Origin of the sequence: Methanoregula sp. (assembly GCF_050010295.1) — an archaeon.
Lineage (GTDB): Archaea > Halobacteriota > Methanomicrobia > Methanomicrobiales > Methanospirillaceae > Methanoregula.
In genome coordinates, this window is sequence record NZ_JBEKLH010000010.1 from 63019 (window position 1) to 85740 (window position 22722).

Below are 22722 nucleotides of genomic sequence, written 5' to 3' on the forward strand. Positions count from 1 at the left end.
GTTCAGGACAAAAAAATTACCTGACTTTCTGCAGGATCCCGATCAGGAGACCCATCTCGTGTTCATCCAGCGAATCCATCATCCGTTCAATCACCCTGCGCAGGGCGGCCTGTTCGGCGTGTGCAATCTTCTGCCCTTTCTCGGTCAGGCGGATGTACAGGATCCTCCCGTCATCGGGACAGCGTTCCCGGTACACGCACTCCATCCGAACAAACCGGTTGATCATCTCGGTGATCGTGGGTTTTGAGTTCCGGGTGATCTCAGCAAGCCTGCTGAAGGTGACTTCTCCCTCTTCATCGATGGTCTTCAGATAGGCGATCTGCTTCACCGTCATATCCGATAATTCGCATTCAGAGAAGATAGTACAGGAGCATTCGTTCCTGATCCTGAGTAGGTTTTCAATCACTTCGAACAGATCCTCCTCACGTACCACCATACTCCGATCCTTTGTTAGTTAGGTTTTGCCTAATTATAAACGTAGTGATCCGGGTATCCCGGCTCTGACGCGGTCCCGGGGGGTGGTTGCCGGTATGAAACGCCCCCTGCTGGAGTGGAGGAGAATTCCCCCCCTTATCAGGTCCCATACGAAAGGAACGTGAGTACGATGCTGGCAAATGCATCGGGATACTGGTACATCACGCCGTGTCCGCCACCCCGCATCCTGACGATCCATGACTGGGGCACTTTTCCGGCTATGATAAGAGAGTTGCCGGGAGGAGTAAGGAGATCCTGGTCGCCCGTTATCAGCAGGAGCGGCTGCTCCATATCCGGGAGCCGGGAGGAAGAACCGTTCCATGTCATCATCGCCGTGTACTGGCGTCTGACATTCTCTGCCGGGCTCATCGATGTGACGTTCGGGAAGTATTTTGAAGGGTCAGGGTTTTCTTTCAGCCATACCGGGGGGAACATCTCCATAAAGAGCCTTTCACCCCGTTCTCTGTCGGTACCCGTGGTGTTCTGAATGGACTCCAGATCCTGCGGCGCGGGTGAGAGTGCTTCTTTTCCCCCGGGGTCTCCGGCATACAGAATGAGTTTATCCACTTTTTCCGGATAATCGAGCGTTAATTCCTGTGCGATATTCGTACCCATGGAGAAACCCATGACATCCGCTTTTTCGATCTTCAGCGCATCCATGAGACCAGCGGTGTCATCAGCAAAAAGCCGGATGGAGTATTCTTTGTCCGAGGATGTCGTATGGCCCATTCCCCGGTTATCGAAAATGATGACCCGATACTGTTTTGCGAGCTGGTTCACCACGCGGGGATCCCAGAGATCCATGGTCCCTGAATAGCCCATGATCAGGACAAGCGGTTCGCCGGATCCGACTTCCTTGTAGGCAATGGTGATGTCACCAACGGGTACCGTTTTCATTTCAGCCCTGGTTATGTCGGATTGTGGCGATGCATGTGTGCATCCGGCACCAGCGAGGAAAAGCGCACATATAAGCACAACCTGCACATTCATGACCATGATTTTTGGAATCATGAAATCTCTGATGAACCCTTTTGACGGGATCGTTTAAAAGAATACTGAGAGTTCATCAGGGCGGAGCCCGGCAGTCATAGATCTCCGATCTTCCCGACTTCGCATTACGGTTCGGGCATTCCCACAAAGCGCTGGCGTTTCGTGGTTGAAAAATTCCGGAACGGACGGAGGACCGGAGTCTGGACAGGGTGTGGATCTATCCAGGGTATCCCGTGCCGTTCTGGTTTCAGGCATCCGCTGCACGCCAGTGCCGGAAACCGGGCCCCCGTTTCCGTCATCCCGCGATTCTCGTTGTTTCTGCCCGGTGAACCGGTGCAGGAAATGAATGCGGGCGGCATGCCGGAGTGGTACCCGCGACCATGACTATTTATATCTCTCCCGGGTTATACAGTCAGATTGCTCTATGCCCCCCATGTATCGCGTTCTCTATGTCGATGACGAGCCCGCCCTGCTCGATATTACCAAACGGTTCCTGGAGAAGACCGGGCTTTTTTCTGTCGACTGCGTACTCTCGGGGAGCGAAGCCCTCGGCCGGATCGCTGCCGGGCACTATGACGCAGTAGTCGCGGATTACCAGATGCCGGGGATGAACGGGATCACCCTGTTAAAGAAGGTGCGTGAAACCGATACGTCGCTCCCCTTTATCCTGTTTACCGGAAAGGGCAGGGAGGAAATAGTCATCGAAGCGATCAACAGCGGCGTGGATTTCTATGTCCAGAAAGGCGGCGGAGCTGAAGCACAGTACGCTGACCTCTCGAATAAAATAAAAATTGCAGTCGAACGCCAGAACGCCGTCAATGTGCTGAGGGACTCCGAGCAACGCCTCTCGGATATCATCAACTTCCTGCCGGACAGCACGTTTGTCATCAACCGGTCAGGACAGGTAATCGCCTGGAATCGTGCCATCGAAGAGATGACCGGCATCGCTGCAGGAGAGATGCTGGGGAAGGGGGAGTACGAGTACGCGATCCCGTTCTATGGCATCCGGCGGAAGATCCTTGTCGACCTGATCTTCGAACCTGATGAGATCATTGCGAAAGATTATGCGCATATCGTTCACGAAAAGGATATGCTCATTGCCGATACCGTGCTTTCCCGCCCGAAAGGGCGGACAGTCACGCTCATGGGCAAGGCAGGCCCGCTTTACAACCGGCAGGGTGAAATTGTAGGGGCGATCGAGTCCATCCGCGATATATCGGAACTGAAAAATGCCGAAAAAGAAATTCGCGCAGCCAACGAGCAGATCTCCGCAGCTGAGGAGGAACTGCGGGGCCAATATGAAGAACTGGCAGTGAGCGAACGGCGGATCCGCGAAAGTGAGTCGCGGCTCAAGTATATGCTCGGTTTCTACGAGATGGCCCGGCAGCCGGAGAAAGAACTCCTCGATTATGCAGTCGAGGGAGCGGGTTCGATTACCGGAAGCCCGCTGGGATATCTTGCATTTCTCAATGACGAAGAGAGCGAGCTTACGATGTACGCATGGTCACAGACTTCCATGCGGGAATGCTCCATGCGGGAGAAGCCGATCATCTACCCGGTAGAGAAGACGGGCCTCTGGGGGGAGGCGGTCCGGCAGCGCCGTCCCGTGATCACGAACGATTACCAGTCCCCCAATCTCCTGAAAAAAGGTTACCCTGAAGGGCACCCGCACATCATCCGGCACATGAATGTTCCGGTTATGGATCGTGACCGTATCGTGATCGTTGCCGGGGTCGCGAACAAACCATCCGATTATGAGGAGACTGATGTCAGGGAACTCACCATCCTGATGCAGGGTCTCTGGCAGGTCCTGAAGAGAAGGAGGGCAGAAGAAGAACTCCGCGCAGCCAATGAGCAGATCTCCGCATCCGATGAAGAGCTCCGGGGTCAGTACCAGGAACTGACCACCGCCCAGGCAGAACTGCAGAAACGCCAGCAGCAGCTGGAAGAAATTACCGGTACCTTTCCCGGGGTAGTCTACCAGTTCTATGCACGGCCGGACGGGACGATGGGAATGTATTATGTCAGCGATCGTTCGCAGGAAGTACTGGGTATCAGCAGCAATGCCGCTGAATTTTTCGGGAGGTTTACCGGGCAGGTCGATCCCCGTGATCGTGAAGCGTTCCTCAACTCTGTTAACGAGGCAGTCAGGCTGCAATCCCCGTGGAATTTTGAAGGCCGGTTTGTCAAACCTTCCGGCGGGAATATCTGGTTCTACGGAATATCCCGGCCGTTCGTCCGGGGGACGGAGATCGTATTCAGCGGGGTCCTGCTGGACATCACCGAACGCAGGCGGGATGAAGAACAGAGCCGGGAGAGCAGGGAACGCTTCCGGAGAATTTTTGAGGACAGTCCCCTCGGCATAGCGATCGTTTCAGCCGATTTCAGGTTCAGGATGGTAAACCGGCAGTTCTGCGAGATGCTGATGTACAGTGAGGCTGAACTGCTGGACAAATCCTTTCCTGAGATCACGCACCCTGACTATATCGTGCCCGATATTGCGGAAGTCAGAAAGATCTATTCGGGAGAGAGGGAGATGTACAGGACAGAAAAGAGGTACGTGAAAAAAGACGGCTCCTTCCTCTGGGCTTCCCTGACGGCATCGGCGGTGAAGGATGATGCCGGCAAGGTCCTGTACACGATCGCCCTGATCGAAGACATCACCGAGCGCAAGCAGGCAGAAGGGACCATCGTGCGTGTGAACAAAAAACTCAATATCCTCAACGATCTTACAAGGAGGGACCTGACCAGCCAGATCTTTATCCTGAAAAGTTACCTTGAACTTGTGATCGAATCGGCGGCCGGGCAGGATAAGATTCTCAGGCACCTGCAAAAAATTGAACAGATCATCAGGTCGATCAACGATATTACGGAATTTACCCGGGATTACCAGAATATGGGGGAAAGTCCCCCGAAATGGCAGAATGTCAAGCTGGCGTTGTTGTTCGGGATCTCCCATGTATCTCTTGCCGGAATCCGCCACAGCATTGAGACGGAAAACCTCGAAGTTTTTGCCGATCCGTTGCTTGAAAAGGCGTTCCAGGGCATCTTTGAGAACACCATCGCTCACGGGGGCCTGGTCAGCACTGTTCAGGTCAGGTACAGGGAGACCCCGGACGGGGTTGCCATCATCTATGAAGACGATGGGGCCGGCATCCCGCAGGAGATGAAAGAGCGGATCTTTTCACGCGATGGGGGTATCCGTGCTTCCATAAGGGGACTCTTCTTTGTCCGGGAGATCCTCGACCTCACCGGCATCACCATCAGGGAGACGGGAGAGCCGGGCAAGGGTGCCCGGTTCGAGATCACCGTGCCGAAGGGGATGTACCGGTTTACCGGCACCCGATAATTTTTTTTATCGAAATACCCTTGTGATCATCCCGATCCCTGAATGTATCCGGGCAGCGATCATGACGCTCCTCAGATCCAGGATCTCTTAAGGCTGAGCGGTGCCGGGTGCACACAGGAACGGCGGGAGCGACGAACGGGGCTCCGGATTTCCGTCCTGTGTGCCTGGACCCCGATCAATAACCTTATTATTGTTCTTCTCCGATTCCCATCCAATAGGAATGATCGGACATGAAAGTTATCGGATTGAACGCAAGTCCCAAGGGAAAGGAGAGCAATACCCTCCGGCTGGTGAATGCCGTACTGGCGGGGGCGAAGGCTGAGAGAGCAGAAACCGAACTCGTGGATCTCTATACATTACGCATTGAGTACTGCACTGCCTGCGGCACTTGCTATGCAACCGGGGAGTGCACCCTGCTTGACGATTTCACGGATCTCTTTGACCGGATGATGAATGCCGAAGGGATTGTACTGGGTGCTCCCAACTATATCGATTCCGTGCCTGCCCCGATGAAAGCGCTCTTTGACCGTATGGCGGATGCGATCCACTGCCAGATGCTGACAGGAAAGTTCGGGTGTTCGGTCTGCACGGCCGGGGGGAGCGGCGAGACCGAAGTTGTCGGGTACATGAACAAGGTGCTCACGACGCTCGGCGCAAACGTCGTTGGAGGCATTGGCGTAGCGATCGGCAGGGATCCTGCAGCACTTGGAAAGGCTGAGAAGGAAGCCCGTGATATGGGGAAGAACCTAGCCCGCTCAATCAGGGGTGAACTTTCCTATCCCGAACAGGACGAGGTCCACCGGCAGAAGAGGGAGTACTTCTGCCAGCTCGTGAAGTACAACAAGGAACGGTTCGCCCACGAATACGACTGGTATGTCGAGATGGGCTGGATGAAATGATCCAGGTGACGGGATATGAAGAGCATAACCGCAGAAAAACTCCGGCTTGACTACGAACCCGTGGCAATTCTCTGGAGTAATACAAAACCCGAAGGAGCGTTGCAGATAAAACCGCACGGGCAGACCTGCATCATGCCGTTCTTTGCGCAGGTCGCAACGAAGGGAAAGACTGCCGTGTTCGACCGGGAGACCTACGGCTGCCCCGGTGCCCGTGCAGGACTTGGTTTTGGCAACGGCTACTACGATGCCTTCGGCGGCGCCGGTCTTGAATTCATGTCTGCATTCTTTGTGAAAGGTGCAGAGAGCAGCATGAACCCGGAGGCCTACTGCGCGACCGTGCAGCACATTCCCGAGCGGGAGCGGGCGAAGTTCCTGCATGGCGAGCGCCTCCACCGGAATACGGAGAAGGCAAAGCGGTTCATGACCGCTGACCTGCCGATCACGGATATTGCCGAGAAGTACGTGATCTTCACCCCCCTGAGCAGGGTGAAACCCGGCGAGCGCCCGGTCGTGGTGGTGTTTGTTGCAGACCCGCTGCAGATCGCCGGCCTCGTCACGCTGGTCGGGGCGGTCCGCGAGGGCACCGATCCCGTGCGGGTCCCGCCCATGGCGGCCTGCCAGCAGATCGGGGCATTCGTGTACGACGAGGCCAAGAAGGAGCACCCGCGGGCAGTGCTCGGGTACACGGACCTTGCAGCACGGGCAAATGTGGGCAAGACCATCCCGGGGAAGATGTTCACGTTTGCCGTGCCGTTCCCGCTCTTCGAGGAGATGGAAGAGGAGGCAAAAGACGGTGTGTTCGACGGCCCGATCTGGAAAGGGCTTGCGGCGGAGCAGTGAGGTGTGGTGATCATGACAAAAACAGATTTCAGGGAGATCGGGGCACGGCTGAAGGCAGCGTTCAAGCTTTCGACACGCCCTCTCGCAGTGTACGGATCGGAGGTCCTGCCGGCGGGTATCCCCCCGATGGCCGGGGTGAACCGGTGTTTTGCCGTTGTCCTGTACCGGATGGCAACAGGAAACGAAGTATCAGCGATCTATGTAAGTGCCGACACCAGCGAGGGCTGCTGCCTTGGCGGGCTCTATCACGTGGGGTATATTCCGGTGCCCGATGATATCAAATATTTTGTATCGACCGGCAGGAACGATGTCCGCGGCGGCGCGGCGGAATACCTGAAGGCAGGCCCGGAACTGGTCGAACGCTGCACGGTGGCGGCGGGACCGATCCGTCCCCCGGGAAAATACCTTGTCGTGCAGGCCTGCGAGACGCTGCCGGATGCCGGACCCGCCGTCAGGTCCCTCTGCTGCTTCGGCACGGGCGAGCAGATCCGGAACATGGCGGCACTCATCCACTTTGACCGGGACGACCCTTTCTCACCGGTCATCGTCCCATGGGGATCTTCCTGTTCGACATATATCACGTTCCCGGCAGGCCTTGCTGACAACACGCCGCGGGACACTGCATTCATGGGCCCGCAGGACCCGACGCAGAACCATTCCCTTCCCCCGGAGATGATGGCGCTGGGCATTCCCGCAGAGATGGCTGCCCGGATGGTAAACAACCTGGACGCCTCATTTATTGTCCGGAGGCCCCAGGTGGCATTTCCCAATCACGAGAGGTTGTTAAACCGGTAGGTAACCGGATACGGTGACGTAGAAAATACCACTTACAAACGGTATTCCTGAAAATCGATGGAGATGAGGGGGTGGTTCCTGCCCTCACCCGTGCTTATCGCCCGTGGGCACCGCCACCCCCGAAGCCTCCGCCCCCACCAAAGCCGCCTCCGCCTCCGAACCCCCCGCCACGATAGCCACCGGAACCGCCGCGGACCGGCGGGGTGAAGAAGAGGAGGGGAGTAAATGCATACCCTATTCCCAGTGCACCTGCAGGGACTCCGGTCTCGGCGATATTGATGTTGAGCGATGCCATGGCACTCTCAACCTTGTCACCAACACCCAGAGCGGTCCCGTACACCAGCCATTCTCCCCACATGGAGAGATCTTCCGGAGCATATTTCCGCATCTGCGCGAGGTCCGAGAGGAAGTGGGCAAATGCGTCCCATTCGAGCTTCTCCTTGTGTTTGTCACCTTTCCAGTGACCGAACAGGGTCGACGGCATCGCGATCGCGATCACTTCCTGGACGATGACGACTCCCCATAATACCGTGGCCGGGATGAGGATGTAGGACTGCATGGGTTCCAGGAATGCAAATATGAGCGTGACAGCAACCACGGTGATGCTGGCGAGCAGGAGCGGAACGATATGGTCCCGCCCATCCACGATATACTGGAGGGTAAGGGAGGGATCTGCCCTCCTGGTCACATCGGTCAGCATCCTCTGGTAGCGGAGTGCTTTCTCTTCGGATGCGATGTTGGTCGCCGCTTCGTTTGCAAGCTTCTCGATGTGGCCTGAATCGAGGATGCCGTTCTCAGCTATCTGTCCAAGTACGTTGAGCACTCTCTGCTCGTACGGGTCATCCGAGGCTGTTTTGAGGATGCGGATCTCGAAATCCTTGGCTGCTCCCTCCTGCTTCGTGGTTATCGTAATGAACTTTCGCCGGTGGAGATCGAGAAGGGTAGCATAATACCCGTCCTCATCGAAATCCAGTGCATCGTCCTTGAACAGCAGGTTGACCTGCCAGGGTTTGAGCGCCGGGTTCGGGTTGGTACTCAGGTAGGCGGGTACGGTAAACTTCTTTTCCACGCCGTACCAGCGGTAGATCACGAGGAACAGGAGGGGGACGAGGATGACGGCTGCCTTTGCCAGGTAATTCAGCAGGTACGAGAGCGTGTAGACTGCATCATACCAGAAACTTCCTGAGGTTGTGCTTCCTGCGAGACCGGGAACCTGAGTCCTGAATCCTCCCGGGATCTGGCTGAATGCCGTTGATCCGCCCAGCATCTCGACGGCAATATTCTCATCTGCCGCTGCGTCACCGCTGAAGGTATACGTGTTCCCTGACAGGACCGTGCCCAGCGTCGGCGGATAGGCAAATACCTGCTGGATGCCGTCTGCAGGAACCGTGATCGTGATGTCATGGTACGGGATGTGAGACTGCCCGGCGAACTTCAGGTTGAGATGGGTTGTGCTCCCGTCGTACTCAATCGGAGGGTACAGGACGTAGGTATATGCCACCGTGTACTGCCCTGCAGCAAAAGAGCCGGGACTGAAGATCCCCACTTCGTCATCCTTGGCCGATCGACCAATCGTTGATTTGTAAGCGGCAGCTGATGAGTCGCCGTAAACTGCCACATTGCCCGAATCGTCCTTGGCATACGCAACCGTTCTTGGTGGGGGTGCTGCAGAAACGATCTCAACCGATGGCTGGCCCGGTGGAGTAAAGAGGAGCGGCTCCTCCCACGAACGGTAGAGCATGTGATACTCACCGGACGTTTGCACATTATAGGTATATTGCTCGGTGAGCGTCCCGTTATCATACAGGGTCGCCGCATACGAGCTGACGGTGAGATCACCTTCAAAAAGCGGGGGAAGTACGATACTGAGCACGATGCCGATGCCACCAATGATCAGGCATGCGATAACGAGTACCGCCAGTTGTTTTATTTCTCCCATGACAATTACCCGTCAGAACTCAATTTTCGGGGGGGTTGCAACCGCTTCCTCAAACTGCAGGTACTCGAGTTTTACCAGGCCGGTCAGATGCCCGATGAATTTTGAGGGAATGGTATCCATCATCGTATTGAACTCCTGCGAGATGTTGTTGAAGGTATATCGCTGACGTGCTATCTCTTCTTCAATACTCTTGACAGAGTCCATAAGGCTGATGACGGTCGTGTTGGTCTTCAGGTCAGGATAATTCTCCGCAACCGCCAGAAGGCGCCCGAAGATCGACCGGGAATCGGCCTCCATCTTGTTCAGGTCGCCGGGGGAAGCGGTTGCCACGCTTGCCCGCATCGCGGTTACCTGTTCAAACGTCTCTTTTTCGAACTTCGCATAGCTCTTTACCGCCCCGAGCAGTTGGTCGATCATGTCCAGCCGCTTTTTCATGGCCACACGGATCTGGCCAAGGGTTGCTTCAGAGGAATTTTTCAGGCTGTAGAAACGGTTGTAGATTCCCACGGCCCAGAAGAACAGTACGATGATGACGAGGACGATAACGCCCAGTACGATCCAGCCTATGATATCTCCCAGCATTTTCTTTCAGAGTAGTGATGATCGCTCCACTACATAAGACATGAGGTAGCTGAAACAGGCTGGAGAAGAACGGCAGGTTCTTCGATCTCCGAAAGGGTCCATCAGGACCCTGAGGATAAGAAGAACTCGTCAGAGTTCTTCGTTTAGGTCGAAGATCGGCTCACGCCTCCCTTCTCCTCGTCGAGGTTTTGAGAAACCTCTCCGATTTTCGAAGAGGTTCATCAGGACCTTGAGGATAAGAAGAACCCGTCCGAGTTCTTCGACGTGAGAGAGGGTTATCCTCATGACCATGTGAAGTTATAAGCTGATTTATGGAAAAATAGGATTTCTCCAGAGCCAGAAGATCCGTCTTACTGGATCCTTTTCAGCCGGATGTAGTACAGCGGGGGGACGAGAATATACACCGCCAGCCCGTAGGGGAAGGAAAAAAATGCCAGGACAAGTCCGATGCAGGACAACACAGGGATGATGAGCGTTACTTCGCTTCCCCGTCTGATGATAAACGATGAAAGTGAAGGATCCACGAGACGGTGGTTGTCAGTGGCATATCGCCACTGGAGATGAAAGAGCAGTCCGGTAAGAAGGAGGTGTGTTTCGAGTACTCCTGCCGCCAGGGGATTTGCGGGAAAGACACCAGCGATTGAGCTGCTGAACGGAATGAAGGCAATGAACATCAGGATGATAATATTGAGCCAGAGCAGGGTCCGGTCAATAGAGCGTATGTGGTGGAACTGTGTGTGATGCGAGACCCAGAATGTTGCGAGGATAAGAAAAGAAATGACATACAGGATAATATCCGGAACTGACTGGACGAGAATTTGGGAGACGGGCCTGCCCGCCAGCGTTTCAACAGCAAAAGGATAGCCGGCCCCGAGAACGAGGAGCGTCATGCCGAACGCGAAGATCCCGTCCGTGAGGGACTCGATCCTTCCCTTTCCAAAGCCGATGTTCACTTCGGTCCTGTTTTCAGCTCTCTCCATTGGATCTCCCCGGTCGCACCATAATCTTCTTATCAGGTTATCTCATCACGTACCTCTATCTAGTTTTCGAAAGAGCTGGCCGCTGGGAGGAAGAAGATGGGAGAGAAGAGACCGGAACTTTCCTTCAGTCTGAAGGATTTTTTTCAAAGCGGGCGAATAAAAACCGGATCGGTAGAAACAGACAGGAACCGATACAGTTCACACCCTAACCATAAAAATCGAAAAAATAATCAATATCTGTGATGCATCCCCCGCATCAGGGCCTCTTGGGGGCATGGCGGGGCAGGGACGTGTTAAAAATCTCGTTTGATCCGCTGCGGGGAGCCAATCGTCGCGTCAGCAAGGATTGACTGGAGAAGAACTCATCAGAGTTCTCCGAATTATGACACGGTCAGCCTCCGGAAATGGGTAAACGGAGCCCGCTACGGGCCCGGATGGGAGGTACTCAGAATTGCCCGTCAGGAAGCCATCCGGAGCTAAAAAATATGCAGAGACAGGCTAAAACCTGTCCCCCCTCCCTTTTCGCCTTCCAAATACACCCAAATAGCGTCTCATGTTTTCAGACGTAAAAATGACCGGAATTGCATGAATTAATGTCTCATTTTCCGGAATTACTGTCTCTGTGTCCGGAAAAACAGGGAATCGGAGCCCGTAGAGTGCCCCGTTTCATCAGGAAGGGGGCATGAGAAGAACCCGAATGGGTTCTTCGAGGGCATATTTTGGAGGTACTCTCGCGGACTGTCAATGCTAAGAGAGGACAAGGAGAACTCATCAGAGTTCTTGGACTGCGCCCAGTCGGGGACAGCCGAAGGCTGTGGAGAAGATTTTCGTCAGAAAATCTTGGACTACGGCGGCGTTCCTCATGAAAGGAGATATGATAGTTTTGACAATTGTTTCAACAGGGAGATTTCTCCAGGGTAAAAAAACCGGTTATTTTTGCTGCACTGCGGGCCGATCTCCCCTGGAGCCTCCCTGCATGAGAAAGAATTCAGCGCCATTCAGCCAGCAGGTAGACTGCTCTGTGCGGGCCAGACTTACCGCTGACGTCAATGGTCTTGAGTTCCCGGATGGTGAAATACGGGGAGACAAGTTCCCGTATCTCGGACTCTGAGGAGAAATAGAGCGTTGTCCCGATCCGGGTCGTCCGGTATTTCCCGGTGCCTCCGAACTGGGGGTCGTCATCGCTGAAACAGACGGAAAAGTACGTTGCCCCCCGGCTCAGGATTTTATAAACATTCTTGATATAAGTCTCCCGGTCTTCCGGGAAGATATGGTGCAGGAATTCCCAGTCATAGGCAAAGTCGAACGTACCGCTCACTTCCTGCAGCCCGCCAAGGAGATCAGCGACAACAAACCTGCACCGGACTCCCCTTTTTTCTGCATGTTCTCTGGCAATGGTTATCGCTGTCGGAGAACTGTCGACACCGGTCACCTCAAACCCAAGACCTGCCAGGTAGATCGCATAGTTGCCGGCACCGCACCCGAGATCGGCAGTCCTGCAGGGCCGGACTTTCCCTTCCTGCACAAGTCTGACAAGCGCATCCGGCGGGGTCTCATTATTCCACGGGAGATTATCCAGCGGTATGGTCTGGTATATCCTGTCGACATCGGCATATTTCATGCACGCCACCTTGATGAAAGGATCAACCGGGATGAGGTTTCAATGTTTCCTAGGCTCCTGCCAGAAAGGCGATCTTCATTTTTTCACGTTTCACCGTAGTAAATCCTGACCTTGTCCTGACCTTGTATTGGTATACTGTTGGATACATCATCCGGAGATGCTCCTTCATGCAGGAGTCCTGAAACATTATAGTACCAAAAGATCCAATTTGTAAACTACATTTTACCTGTTCAGGAAGATGCCCGGATGATGCCGGGGGACAGTCCGATCTCATGGAAGAAAACAAAATCACAGGCAATGACATTGTTCCCTTCAGAAAAGGCATAGACTATAAGTGGATCGTGCTCTCGATTACGACCATCGAGATGTTCATGGTTTCGGTGAACGGGAGCATCACCCTCATATCGCTGCCCGCGATCTTCAATGGCATCAATATCGACCCGCTCACTTCGTTCCAGTACCTTATCTGGGTGCTGATGGGCTACAGCCTCGTCACCGCAACCTTGCTCCTCAGTTTCGGCCGGCTCTCGGACATGTACGGGAGGGTGAAACTCTACAATATCGGGTTTGCCATCTTCACGCTCGGATCCATCCTGCTTTTTCTCACGCCGGGCAAAGGTGACGCAGGCGCCATTGAGCTGATTTTGTTCCGCATCGTCCAGGCCGTGGGTGCGTCATTCACCTTCTCCAACAGCGCGGCAATACTCACCGATGCATTTCCACCCGATGAACGGGGCAAGGCGCTGGGACTGAACACGATGGCATTCCTGTCCGGCCAGTTCGTGGGCCTCATCCTCGGCGGGATCCTCGCGTTCTACAACTGGCGGTATGTATTCCTTGTCAGCGTGCCGGTCGGCCTCCTTGGCACGGTCTGGGCGTACCTGAAACTCAAGGAGACTACGCTGCCGAAGAAGGCCCGGAAGATCGATATCTGGGGCAACATCACTTTCGTCGGCGGGCTGACGATCCTCCTTGTCGGGATCACGTATGCCCTGCTCCCGTACAGGCATGACCCGATGGGGTGGGGGAACCCGTGGGTGATCGCAGCGCTTGCCATCGGCGCCCTCCTCCTGGTGGCATTCCCGATCATCGAGAGCCGTGTCGAGGACCCGATGTTCCGGCTGAGCCTTTTTAAGATCCGGGTATTCTCCCTCGCGAACACCGCCGGGTTCCTGAGCGCTCTCGCCCGGGGCGGCATGATGTTCCTCCTGATCATGCTGCTGCAGGGTATCTGGCTGCCGCTCCACGGGTACAGCTACGAGTCGACCCCGTTCTGGGCCGGGATCTTCATGCTGCCGCTCACTGCCGGGTTCGTGATCATGGGCCCCCTCTCGGGCTGGCTCTCGGACAAATACGGTTCACGGCTGTTCGCCACGTCCGGCCTGCTCCTCATTGCCCTCTCGTTCCTGATGCTCGCCTCGCTGCCCTATGATTTCGATTACCCGGTCTTTGCCCTTGCCCTCCTGATCATGGGACTCGGGAACGGCATGTTCGGTACACCGAATATCGCAGCGATCATGAACTCCGTGCCACCGGAGGAGCGCGGTGTCGCATCGGGCATGAGGTCGATGCTCCAGAACAGCGGGATGGTCATCTCCATGGCCCTCTTCTTCACCATCGTCATCGTCAGCCTGACGCACCTGTTCCCCCCGGAGCTTGCGACATCACTTACCAGCGCCGGGGCCCCGGGCCTGATCGTCCCGATGAGCGCAATTCCGCCGACAGGAGCGTTATTTGCCGCGTTCCTGGGATACAATCCTGTCAACGCGATCCTGGCAACAGTGCTCCCGGCGGTCGTTGCCACAATCAGCAATTCGACCATGACCACCCTGACCGGTATCACCTGGTTCCCGACAACGCTTGCGCATGCCTTCATGCCGTCGCTCAGGATCTCCTTCTACATTGGTGCCCTGCTCTCGATCATCGCCGCGATATTGGCCTCATTGACCGGGTCACGGTTCGTTCACGAGATCCATGGAAAGCAGGACGCAAAATCCGAACCCGTGGATGATCCCGTCCGGGATGGTGTGGAATAATATCCCGCCCGTTTGATCGGGGGTCCTAGAACTTCTGCCCTCAGATTCGCGCTGAAAAATGCCTTTTGATTGGGACTCCGGCATACCTGTTCCTGCAGGTCTCCCAAACCCCCCAGAATTTTTCTGTACCCTCCGGCGGAACCGGACTAGGTTTACCGTCACGTCAACCCTGTGTGCCGCTCTTTCATCCAGTCATGAAAGAAGACCTCTGCCTCGCCGCTCACGATCCCCCCGGCAATCTTCCCGGCGACGAATTCTGCTGAGTCCGGCGGGTACGGGCCGGTCGGTTCCCGTTCATCTTCGGGCACCGGGACCGCCCGGATAGTATTCTTCTCGAAACCGGTAAGGGTAATATACGGGTAAACGACGCTGACAACGATATTGTCAGCCTGCAGTTCCTCCCGGGCGGCAAGACTGATGCCGGCCAGGGCCCGCTTGGAGGATGAATACGGGCTCATGCCCGGCAGATTCATCAGTGCGGTCCCGGAACTGATGTTGAGGATCGTCCCCCCGCCCTGTGCCCTCATGATCGGGATCACCTGCTGTCAATGAAAATCCCGGAAGAAATGGGTATTGTATTTCAGGATGCGTTCCTCTGATGCTGTTCCTAAATCCCTTTCACCAGGTTCCGCCTCTGGATCACCTTAGCACACCCGATGAAGACTAGGATCACGAGCACGAGTACCAGCGAATCGACCCATGGCGGGTAGACCGCGTCGCCGTTCAGGCTTGCGTGGAAGAGGTCAACGAGGTACGTGAGCGGGGAGAGGGAGGTGAGGATCCATTCCCAGCCGGCCAGCTGGCTGAGCGGGACGAAGATGCCCGAGACGAAGATGAGCGGGAGCCGGACGAGGCTCGAGAGCATCATGATGTTCGACGGGTTGTCTGTTGTCGGTGAGGCGAGCAGGGTTCCGAGCGCTGCAAACGTGATCGACCCGAGCACGAGCGAGAGGGCGAGGAGCCCGATATGGGCGAGGGGGAGCCGGAGGAGCACCGCAGAGACCACGAAGACGATTGCTGTGATGCCAACGCCGAAGATCGCGCCGGCCATCAGGTCGCCGATAATGATGCTCTCAAGGATCACGGGGAGGGAGACGAGACGTTCGTAGGTCTTCTCCCGCTTCTCCCACGGGGTGATCAGGGGGCCGACCGAGGACGCGGTAAAGAAGAGCATCATCCCGAGGAACCCCGGGAAGAAGAGGACGATGTCGAGGTTCCGGCCTATGAAGAACGTGAAGAACATGATGAGGGGGAAAAGCAGGCCGAAGACCACCACCGGCCCCTTGAAGTAATAGATCCGCATGTTCTTCTCGGTGACGACCGCGATGCTGCGGAGAAAGACATTCCAGTCCATCTTACACGTCTCCGGTGAGCCGGACAAACGCCTCTTCGAGCGTAGGGTTCGAGGTCGCGATGGAGACGATGGTCAGGTGGTCCCGCTCCGAAGCGGAAGCAAGGTGTTTCACGGCCCGGTCCGGGTCGTCCGTGAAGACCCGCCACTTGTCCCCCCATGGCTCCGCCCGGGTGATCCCCGGGGCAGAAAACAGCCCGGGTCCCACCGGCTGGTCGAACGAGATCTCGACGTACCGGGAAGTGTCGAAGGTCTTCTTGAGTTTCTCCGGGCTGCCAGTCGCCACGATCTTCCCCTTGTTGATGATGCTGATCATCGAGCAGAGCGCGTTGGCCTCCTCGATGTTGTGCGTGGTGAGAAGGATCGTGCTGCCCTGCTCGCTCATGTGCCGGACCGTATCGATCACGAGCCGGCGGCTGTACACGTCCAGCCCCGTGGTCGGTTCATCGAGGATCAGGACCGGCGGCGAGTGGACGATGGCACACGCGATGCTGATCCGCTGGCGCATACCTTTCGAGAATGTCCGGACGATGTCGTTTCTCCGTTCCTCAAGCCCGAGCCGTGCGAGGATCTCCCCGGCACGGCGTTCGCGGCTCGCCCGGTCCATGCCAAAAAATTTTGCGGTGATGAGGATGTTCTGTTCCGCGGTGAGATCGCTGTACACAGTGCCGTTCTCTGGGATGACGCCCATCTTCAGCTTGGCGGTGAGCGGGTCTTTGTCCACATCCGTCCCAAGGACCTGCACCGTTCCGGTGTCCGGTATCAGCACACCGGTGATCATCCGGATTGTCGTGGTCTTCCCGGCGCCGTTCGGGCCGAGGAACCCGAAGATGCCGCCTTCCGGGATAGTGATACTGACATTGTCAACGGCGGTTACGGGCCCGAACGACTTGCGGAGATTTTTCGCTTCTATTGCCTCCATACGTGGTGTTCCGGAAGCAAGATTGCAGAGCAAAACCATATGAGGGTATCTATTATCATGCCCCACGGAACAACCATAGAAGGTTTGTGCAGGGTATCCGGGATTGATCGCTTCAGATGCATGGAGATGATGGGTACGGAACGGAGAGCCGGAACGCAGTATTTATATTCGTGCCAGGAAAACGCCCCGTATCCTCGCTGATGCGACGATTAATTCCCGGCCGCCAGGGCACCCCCCTATCGCGATAGCCCTCAGGTGGTTGGCGAAAATCTTTTGAAAAGAAGGGGAATAAAAAGAGGAGGTCATCCTCACAATCACCTGAAATTATACGCCAATGTATTGGAAAATAGGATCTCTCCAGAGCCCTGATCTCTTTAGTTAGAGGTCACGGTCCCCCGCCCCTCGTTAAGGGAGGCCCTGGCTTAAGGGGAGGGGGCTCGCTATGGTCTGTCATTCAAAGTAATTCAGGATCAAAAAATTGAGGGGAACTGAGATCCATCTCGCGCTCAAGGGTCGCGAGAAAACCGGCGAGGAACTCATGCCTCTCCCTGGCAATATCCCGAGCTGTTTCCGTGTGTATGAGGTCCTTTAATTTCAGCAGTTTGTCATGGAAATGTTCCACGGCGTCATTGACCGTCCCCCCGTGCTCTGCCGCCCGCATGAATGTCCGGCCTATTCCAACCGCGCCCATGGCATCCAGCTTGTCCGCATCGGCAAGTATCCGGGCTTCAGGAGTACCCGGCGTTTCCTTCGACCGAAAACGGTGGGTGCGGATTGCGTGGGTAATCGGGGGGATAAGATCTTCATCGTACCCGATGGATCGAAGGAACCGCTCCGCAATTTGCGCTCCTTCAGCTTCATGGGGAGTCCCTTTCTCCTTTTCGACCGGACGCCCGATATCATGGAGAAGTGCAGCAGGGAGCAGGATCCCCATGTCCGCATGTTCGCGGGCGCCGATTGTCTCACAGAGGCGGGTGACCCGTTCAACATGGTCGAGACCATGCGAACTTCCCTGACCAAGAACGCTTTTTACATACTCGTGGATCTTTTCTGTCTTCTCATTCATGCAGCCCGGATCTCCGGTCAGATCTTCGGCTGGCCGGTATAAATCCTCCTGCATTTAGCCTGCCCGTAGCTGCGCCTGCAGTATCTTTCATATGAAACCGGCTCACGGAAGCCAGTCACGGAAAACTGTGGCTCCCGGAAGGCCGGAAATTGCGCTGGTGTTCTGCCGTCACTCAGATCGCCTGGGCCAGACCTTCCGGCATTTGGCTTTGTCCGTCTTGAGCGCCCGGGAGGCGGCAGGCCCTGTTCCGGATTTTACAACCGTCACAAATATCCGGGAATATCTTTTCGTATTTGTCAGAATTCATCATGATGCATTTTGAAAGGAAGGAAAACGCATTTATTCCGACCGAGCGTGAGTGGACAGCGTGGATAGTATGGATGAAGAGAAGACAAGTCCGAATACCGCGATCGTCCTTTCTTACGTAGGCGGGGCGCTGATCCTGGTCGCGGGGATCATTACGCTCGGTATTGGAACGACGTTCATGTACGGGATGATGGGCAGGATGATGTACGGGTACGGAACGGGTCCCATCGGCCCGCTGATGGCGGGCGTGGGGATACTCGGGATCATCTTTGGGGCAATTGTGATCATCGGGGCCTATATGATTGGATCCAACCCTGTGCCCTCGCACACGAGCTGGGGAATTATTATCCTCCTGTTCTCTGCCATGAGTTTTATCAGCGGGGGAGGATTTTATATCGGAGGGGTGCTCGGAATTATCGGGGGTATCCTTGCCATAATCTGGAAACCTGCAACCGTGAACGAATCCCCGAAAATCCCGGATAATCCTCTGACATGAAACTGGCAGGGGTGAGGCAGATCAGAATGGAACTGATACGGCTGTACTCCAGTCACGCCCGCGGCCCTGCCCGGTGTCCCGGGAACGGTAAAAAAGGCGTCTTGCATTGACGGAAGACGAAACAATGACAGAACCTGCTTCAGTGATCATGCTGGAATTTGCCCGGATGACCGGGCTTGATCCGACCGGCGAGCACCCGAAACGTTATCTCTGGACAGATGCGTTTGCGGTCTGCAATTTTCTCTCGTTGTACCGAGAGACTGATAACCCGGAATGGATGGACCGTGCCCTGCGCCTCATCCATCAGGTACACCACCTCCTCGGAAAACACCGCAGCGATGACCTGCGGACAGGCTGGATCAGCGGTCTTTCATCTGCGGGAGGAGAGGTCCACCCGACAATCGGGGGCCTGCGGATTGGCAAGAGGCTGAACGAACGGAACTTTCACGAACCTTATGACGAACGGCTTGAGTGGGACCAGGACGGGCAGTACTTCCACTACCTGACCCGGTGGATGCATGCCCTTGCCTGCACCAGCCGGGTGACCGGGGACCCGAAGTACCTGCGGTGGGCGGTTGAACTTGCAGGTTCAGCGCATGCCCGCTTCACGTACTCCCCGGTGTCCGGTGGGAAAAAGAGGATGTACTGGAAGATGAGCATCGATCTTTCACGGCCGCTTGTTCCCTCCATGGGACAGCACGATCCCCTTGAGGGGTATGTCACTTACCGCGAGCTCCAGACAGCATCATCCGGGTGTCCGGGGCAGGATCAACCGACATTGCTTGCCTTCGAGATCGCCGAGATGGCGGACATCTGCCGGGGGACCTACCTGCCTACCGATGACCCGCTTGGAACCGGAGGGCTCATGATCGATGCTGCCCGGATCGGACAGATCATCATCGGGAATGGCTGCACCTTAGAAAATCTGCTCCTTTCCGTACTGGATGCAGTCATCCCTGGCATTGAGGCGTTTGAAAAAAGCCGCACTGTTCACCAGCCTGCCGGATACAGGCTTGCATTCCGCGAATTGGGCCTTTCGATCGGGCTGAAAGGAGCAGCGACGCTGGCCGGACTGATACTGGAAAACCCCGGGGATTTTGCTGCTGCTGGGGTAGTAGAACAGAAAATTGACAGGCTTGCAGCGTATCTTCCGCTTGCAGGTACGATCGAAAGGTTCTGGATGGACGAGAGAAACCAGGAACCTCCTGCCTGGACGGAACACCGTGAGATCAACCTGGTGATGCTGGCCACGAGCCTGCTTCCCGATGAATTTCTCCGGATTTAGGACGGGAAAAAATCCATGGACGAGTCCGGCATAATCCCCGTTTTCCGTGTTGTCATGATGACGGGCTGAATATACCATCTTCACGGAGATACGTATGCCTAGGGCACGTTTCGTGAATATCCTGCATTCGATCGCTGCCCGTTACCGGAACTGGTCAGGGATCCACATCTGGATACAGGAACGAAAGCTGAACACCGGGAATAACAACGGTAAAAAAGTTAGAACCGGGGTTTCCGGTGTTTCGGGAGGCAGTCACGACAGTATACCGGCCTGCCCTCTGTTGGCTTGAAGGGAACTTCGCACTCTTTTCCGCAGTCCGAACAGGTAGTTTTCGTCATTTCACGGGGTCCAAAGTCCCTGGTCCCTCTGTTTCCACCAAAATTATTTGATTCATACATAGTTTTTCTCAAACAGTTTTAAAAAACTGTGCGGCATTGTGGGCAGAGTATAATAATTGCCGGGTCGTGCAACAGTACACCATGAAAAGAGGGTATTAGAGATACCGGTTTTTCCGCAGCCAGTCCGCCTGCGGAGGCAGGTACCTGTAAAGGATGTCGCATTTCTCATCCTGGAAACTCCACGGGACGACGATGAGGATGTCGCCTTCCCGGATCCACGACCGTTTCTTGATCTTGCCTTTAATCCTTCCCATCCGTTCAACTCCGTCCTGGCATCGGACCCGGATATGGTTTGCTCCCAGCATCAGTCCGGCGCAGGCAAACTGTTCGCGGTTCTTCTTCTTTGGCAGGCGAACACGGACAACCGGCGCCCCGTCGGCGTCAAATTCTGTAACATCTTCTGAGCCAGGTTTTTTTGCGAAATTGCTAATTAAATACAACCCCCGAGATGTACACCAATGGTGCCCGGAACGATGAAAGTATGTATTGGGCAAAAAGCGTCGCACGGGTTTGTTCTATCTGTAAATCATGCGGAGTCTGTCTGATCCCTGTTCCGGCAGGGTTTCCCCGATGCAGTCCACACATCCGGACGAAGGATTCTATGACTGCCTCCTGCCACGCTGTGACTGAGCCCCGGGCACGGTTACTTAATTCATTATATACCATACTACTATGGTGACCCTATGTCAAAACGGGCAGTTGACATGGTTTTTCAGGCTACATATACCCTTACTGATCTCCGGGTCCTCCTTCGGGAGACGGCACCCCGTCATGAATTCAGTCCTGACCAGAAAGCCGAGGTACAGCGTCTCCTGGAAAACCTTGAGCGCCAGGTGACTTCCCTGAAACAGGAGATGCTGAGATGAGATGCGGGATGGGGATCGAGGCTCGCCAGGTCAACGAGCTCTTCATCAATATCGACCCGATCCAGGCCGGGGGGAAGCTCACGGCCGATGCAATGAAGGCGGTCATCGCGTACGGTGACGGCTACTCGGTCTGTGATAACTGCCGCAAGCCCAACCGTCTCGATTATATCAGCAAGCCCCCGATCGCCGCTTTCCACAAGGACCTCGCGGACTGGCTCAATATGGACGCTGTCAGGACCGTGCCCGGGGCCCGGCGCGGGTTCCAGGCGGTAGCCCAGACGTATGTGAGTAAAGGCGATCCTGTCCTGCTCACTTCCCTCTCCCATTATACCGAGTTCCTTGCTGTGGAAGAGTCAGGAGGTATCGCCCGGGAGATACCGGCTGATGAGCAGAAAATGATAACGGCCGACGCAGCCGCGGAGAAGATCGAAGACATCAGAAGGGAGACTGGCAAAGTTCCCGTTCTCGCCTTCATCGACCACGTGGACTACCAGTACGGCAACATGCACGACATCCGGGCGATTGCGAAGGTAACACACCAGTATGATATTCCGATCCTGTACAACGGTGCCTATACGGTTGGTATCCTGCCTGTCGATGGGAAAACCCTCGGTGTTGACTTTGTTGTTGGGTCCGGGCACAAGAGCATGGCGGCACCGGCCCCGTCCGGGGTGCTGGCAGCGACCGCTGAGCGGGCTGCAGAAGTCTTCCGGACCACGTCAATTGTCGGGGACGTGACCAATCGGAAATTCGGGATCAAGGAGCCCGAGATGATGGGCTGCACTCTGATGGGGGCGACACTTGTCGGCATGATGGCCTCGTTCCCCCACGTAAAAGAACGGGTAAAGCATTTCGACTGCGAACTGGAGAACAACCGGCGGGTTGTCGATGCGCTCCTCTCCATCGGGGGGACGCAGCTCCTCTCGGAATACCCGCGAAAACACACCATGACCCGGGTCGACACTACCGGATCTTTCGATACTGTCGCAGAAACGCACAAAAAACGCGGATATTATCTCTTATCTGCCCTCGAGGAAAAGGGGATCACCGGTGTCATCCCCGGCGCAACAAAAGTCTGGAAGTTCAACACGTACGGCACGACCCGCGTGCAGGCCGGGTATCTCGCGGATGCCTTCACCGCAATCGCGCGGGAGAACGGGCTATCAGTGAAGGAATAATTACTCTTTTAACCGGATATTTTTCAGGAATGTCCGATAGTGTCGTAAGATTTCATTCTTTGGTATTGGGCATCGCATTTGAAATTTAGATAAAAATAGTAGAGATAATGGCTTTGGAGAAATCATCGGCATTCGTTATAGACGCTCTTGGGGGAGACCGCTGTTCCCGAAGGGAAGAGCAGGCTGGAGAAGAACTCATCAGAGTTCTCCGAATTATGACACGGTCGGCCTCCGGAAATGGGTAAACGGAGCCCGCTACGGGCCCGGATGGGAGGTACTCAGAATTGCCCGTCAGGAAGCCATCCGGAGCTAGAAAATATGCAGAGACAGGCTAAAACCTGTCCCCCCT

General features: G+C 55.5%; 22 protein-coding genes. 9 read left to right on the top strand and 13 right to left on the bottom strand.

Annotated elements, in window-relative coordinates; translation table 11 throughout:
* Positions 1-16: 16 nt before the first annotated feature.
* Together ABSB80_RS11805 and ABSB80_RS11810 are read right to left on the bottom strand one after the other, a co-directional pair.
* Positions 17-436, bottom strand: coding sequence for a MarR family winged helix-turn-helix transcriptional regulator (locus ABSB80_RS11805; RefSeq protein ID WP_428370825.1), 420 nt, complete (start codon positions 434-436; stop codon positions 17-19).
* Positions 437-573: 137 nt separating this feature from the next.
* Positions 574-1371, bottom strand: a complete 798-nt coding sequence (locus ABSB80_RS11810) for an alpha/beta fold hydrolase (RefSeq protein WP_428370826.1) — start codon at positions 1369-1371, stop codon at positions 574-576.
* Positions 1372-1897: 526 nt separating this feature from the next.
* On the opposite strand from ABSB80_RS11810, the gene ABSB80_RS11815 reads away from it, so the two are divergent.
* From ABSB80_RS11815 to ABSB80_RS11830, 4 genes are all read left to right on the top strand, one after another.
* On the top strand, positions 1898-4813 hold the full coding sequence (locus tag ABSB80_RS11815) for a PAS domain S-box protein (RefSeq protein ID WP_428370827.1): 2916 nt from the start codon (positions 1898-1900) through the stop codon (positions 4811-4813).
* A gap of 230 nt (positions 4814-5043) precedes the next feature.
* The gene (locus tag ABSB80_RS11820) at positions 5044-5712 is read left to right on the top strand and encodes a flavodoxin family protein (RefSeq protein ID WP_428370828.1); all 669 of its coding nucleotides are present in this window, start codon (positions 5044-5046) and stop codon (positions 5710-5712) included.
* A 15-nt stretch (positions 5713-5727) separates the two neighbouring features.
* Positions 5728-6552, top strand: a complete 825-nt coding sequence (locus ABSB80_RS11825; RefSeq protein ID WP_428370829.1) for a DUF169 domain-containing protein — start codon at positions 5728-5730, stop codon at positions 6550-6552.
* 12 nt (positions 6553-6564) lie between these two features.
* Complete coding sequence (locus tag ABSB80_RS11830) at positions 6565-7347, top strand: DUF169 domain-containing protein (RefSeq protein WP_428370830.1); 783 nt, start codon at positions 6565-6567, stop codon at positions 7345-7347.
* Positions 7348-7441: 94 nt separating this feature from the next.
* Here ABSB80_RS11830 and ABSB80_RS11835 read toward each other — a convergent pair whose 3' ends face one another.
* The 5 genes from ABSB80_RS11835 to ABSB80_RS11855 all read right to left on the bottom strand — a co-directional run bounded on the left by ABSB80_RS11835 (position 7442) and on the right by ABSB80_RS11855 (position 12469).
* Positions 7442-9286 (bottom strand): DUF2207 family protein, encoded by a 1845-nt coding sequence (locus tag ABSB80_RS11835; RefSeq protein ID WP_428370831.1) that lies wholly within the window; start codon positions 9284-9286, stop codon positions 7442-7444.
* A 12-nt stretch (positions 9287-9298) separates the two neighbouring features.
* Positions 9299-9868: a LemA family protein gene (locus ABSB80_RS11840; protein WP_428370832.1), complete on the bottom strand. Its 570-nt coding sequence runs from the start codon at positions 9866-9868 to the stop codon at positions 9299-9301.
* Positions 9869-9997: 129 nt separating this feature from the next.
* Entirely contained in the window at positions 9998-10159 is a 162-nt protein-coding gene (locus tag ABSB80_RS11845) for a hypothetical protein (protein WP_428370833.1), read from the bottom strand.
* Positions 10160-10218: 59 nt separating this feature from the next.
* Positions 10219-10848 carry a TMEM175 family protein gene (locus tag ABSB80_RS11850; protein ID WP_428370834.1) on the bottom strand — a complete coding sequence of 210 codons (630 nt, stop codon included), beginning with the start codon at positions 10846-10848 and terminating at the stop codon, positions 10219-10221.
* A gap of 988 nt (positions 10849-11836) precedes the next feature.
* Entirely contained in the window at positions 11837-12469 is a 633-nt protein-coding gene (locus ABSB80_RS11855) for a class I SAM-dependent methyltransferase (RefSeq protein WP_428370835.1), read from the bottom strand.
* 272 nt (positions 12470-12741) lie between these two features.
* Here ABSB80_RS11855 and ABSB80_RS11860 point away from each other — a divergent pair, with 272 nt between their 5' ends.
* The gene (locus ABSB80_RS11860) at positions 12742-14505 is read left to right on the top strand and encodes an MFS transporter (RefSeq protein ID WP_428370836.1); all 1764 of its coding nucleotides are present in this window, start codon (positions 12742-12744) and stop codon (positions 14503-14505) included.
* Between the two features lie 158 nt (positions 14506-14663).
* Here ABSB80_RS11860 and ABSB80_RS11865 read toward each other — a convergent pair whose 3' ends face one another.
* The 4 genes from ABSB80_RS11865 to ABSB80_RS11880 all read right to left on the bottom strand — a co-directional run bounded on the left by ABSB80_RS11865 (position 14664) and on the right by ABSB80_RS11880 (position 17844).
* A complete protein-coding gene (locus ABSB80_RS11865; protein WP_428370837.1) occupies positions 14664-15044 on the bottom strand; it encodes an SDR family NAD(P)-dependent oxidoreductase in 381 nt (126 codons plus the stop codon).
* 68 nt (positions 15045-15112) lie between these two features.
* Positions 15113-15859 (bottom strand): ABC transporter permease, encoded by a 747-nt coding sequence (locus tag ABSB80_RS11870; RefSeq protein ID WP_428370838.1) that lies wholly within the window; start codon positions 15857-15859, stop codon positions 15113-15115.
* 1 nt (position 15860) lies between these two features.
* Entirely contained in the window at positions 15861-16778 is a 918-nt protein-coding gene (locus tag ABSB80_RS11875; RefSeq protein WP_428370839.1) for an ABC transporter ATP-binding protein, read from the bottom strand.
* A 454-nt stretch (positions 16779-17232) separates the two neighbouring features.
* Positions 17233-17844 carry an HD domain-containing protein gene (locus ABSB80_RS11880; protein ID WP_428370840.1) on the bottom strand — a complete coding sequence of 204 codons (612 nt, stop codon included), beginning with the start codon at positions 17842-17844 and terminating at the stop codon, positions 17233-17235.
* A 367-nt stretch (positions 17845-18211) separates the two neighbouring features.
* Between ABSB80_RS11880 and ABSB80_RS11885 the strand changes: the two genes are divergently transcribed.
* Positions 18212-18646 (top strand): hypothetical protein, encoded by a 435-nt coding sequence (locus ABSB80_RS11885; protein WP_428370841.1) that lies wholly within the window; start codon positions 18212-18214, stop codon positions 18644-18646.
* A gap of 124 nt (positions 18647-18770) precedes the next feature.
* The gene (locus ABSB80_RS11890) at positions 18771-19931 is read left to right on the top strand and encodes a glycoside hydrolase family protein (RefSeq protein ID WP_428370842.1); all 1161 of its coding nucleotides are present in this window, start codon (positions 18771-18773) and stop codon (positions 19929-19931) included.
* A gap of 218 nt (positions 19932-20149) precedes the next feature.
* Here ABSB80_RS11890 and ABSB80_RS11895 read toward each other — a convergent pair whose 3' ends face one another.
* Positions 20150-20329, bottom strand: coding sequence for a CxxC-x17-CxxC domain-containing protein (locus tag ABSB80_RS11895; RefSeq protein WP_428370843.1), 180 nt, complete (start codon positions 20327-20329; stop codon positions 20150-20152).
* 95 nt (positions 20330-20424) lie between these two features.
* Positions 20425-20679 (bottom strand): translation initiation factor eIF-1A, encoded by a 255-nt coding sequence (eif1A, locus tag ABSB80_RS11900; RefSeq protein ID WP_428370848.1) that lies wholly within the window; start codon positions 20677-20679, stop codon positions 20425-20427.
* Between the two features lie 333 nt (positions 20680-21012).
* Between eif1A and ABSB80_RS11905 the strand changes: the two genes are divergently transcribed.
* Positions 21013-21195: a hypothetical protein gene (locus ABSB80_RS11905; RefSeq protein ID WP_428370844.1), complete on the top strand. Its 183-nt coding sequence runs from the start codon at positions 21013-21015 to the stop codon at positions 21193-21195.
* Complete coding sequence (gene pscS / locus ABSB80_RS11910; RefSeq protein ID WP_428370845.1) at positions 21192-22373, top strand: O-phospho-L-seryl-tRNA:Cys-tRNA synthase; 1182 nt, start codon at positions 21192-21194, stop codon at positions 22371-22373. The genes ABSB80_RS11905 and pscS overlap by 4 nt, the downstream gene beginning before the upstream one ends.
* The last annotated feature ends 349 nt before the right edge of the window (positions 22374-22722 follow it).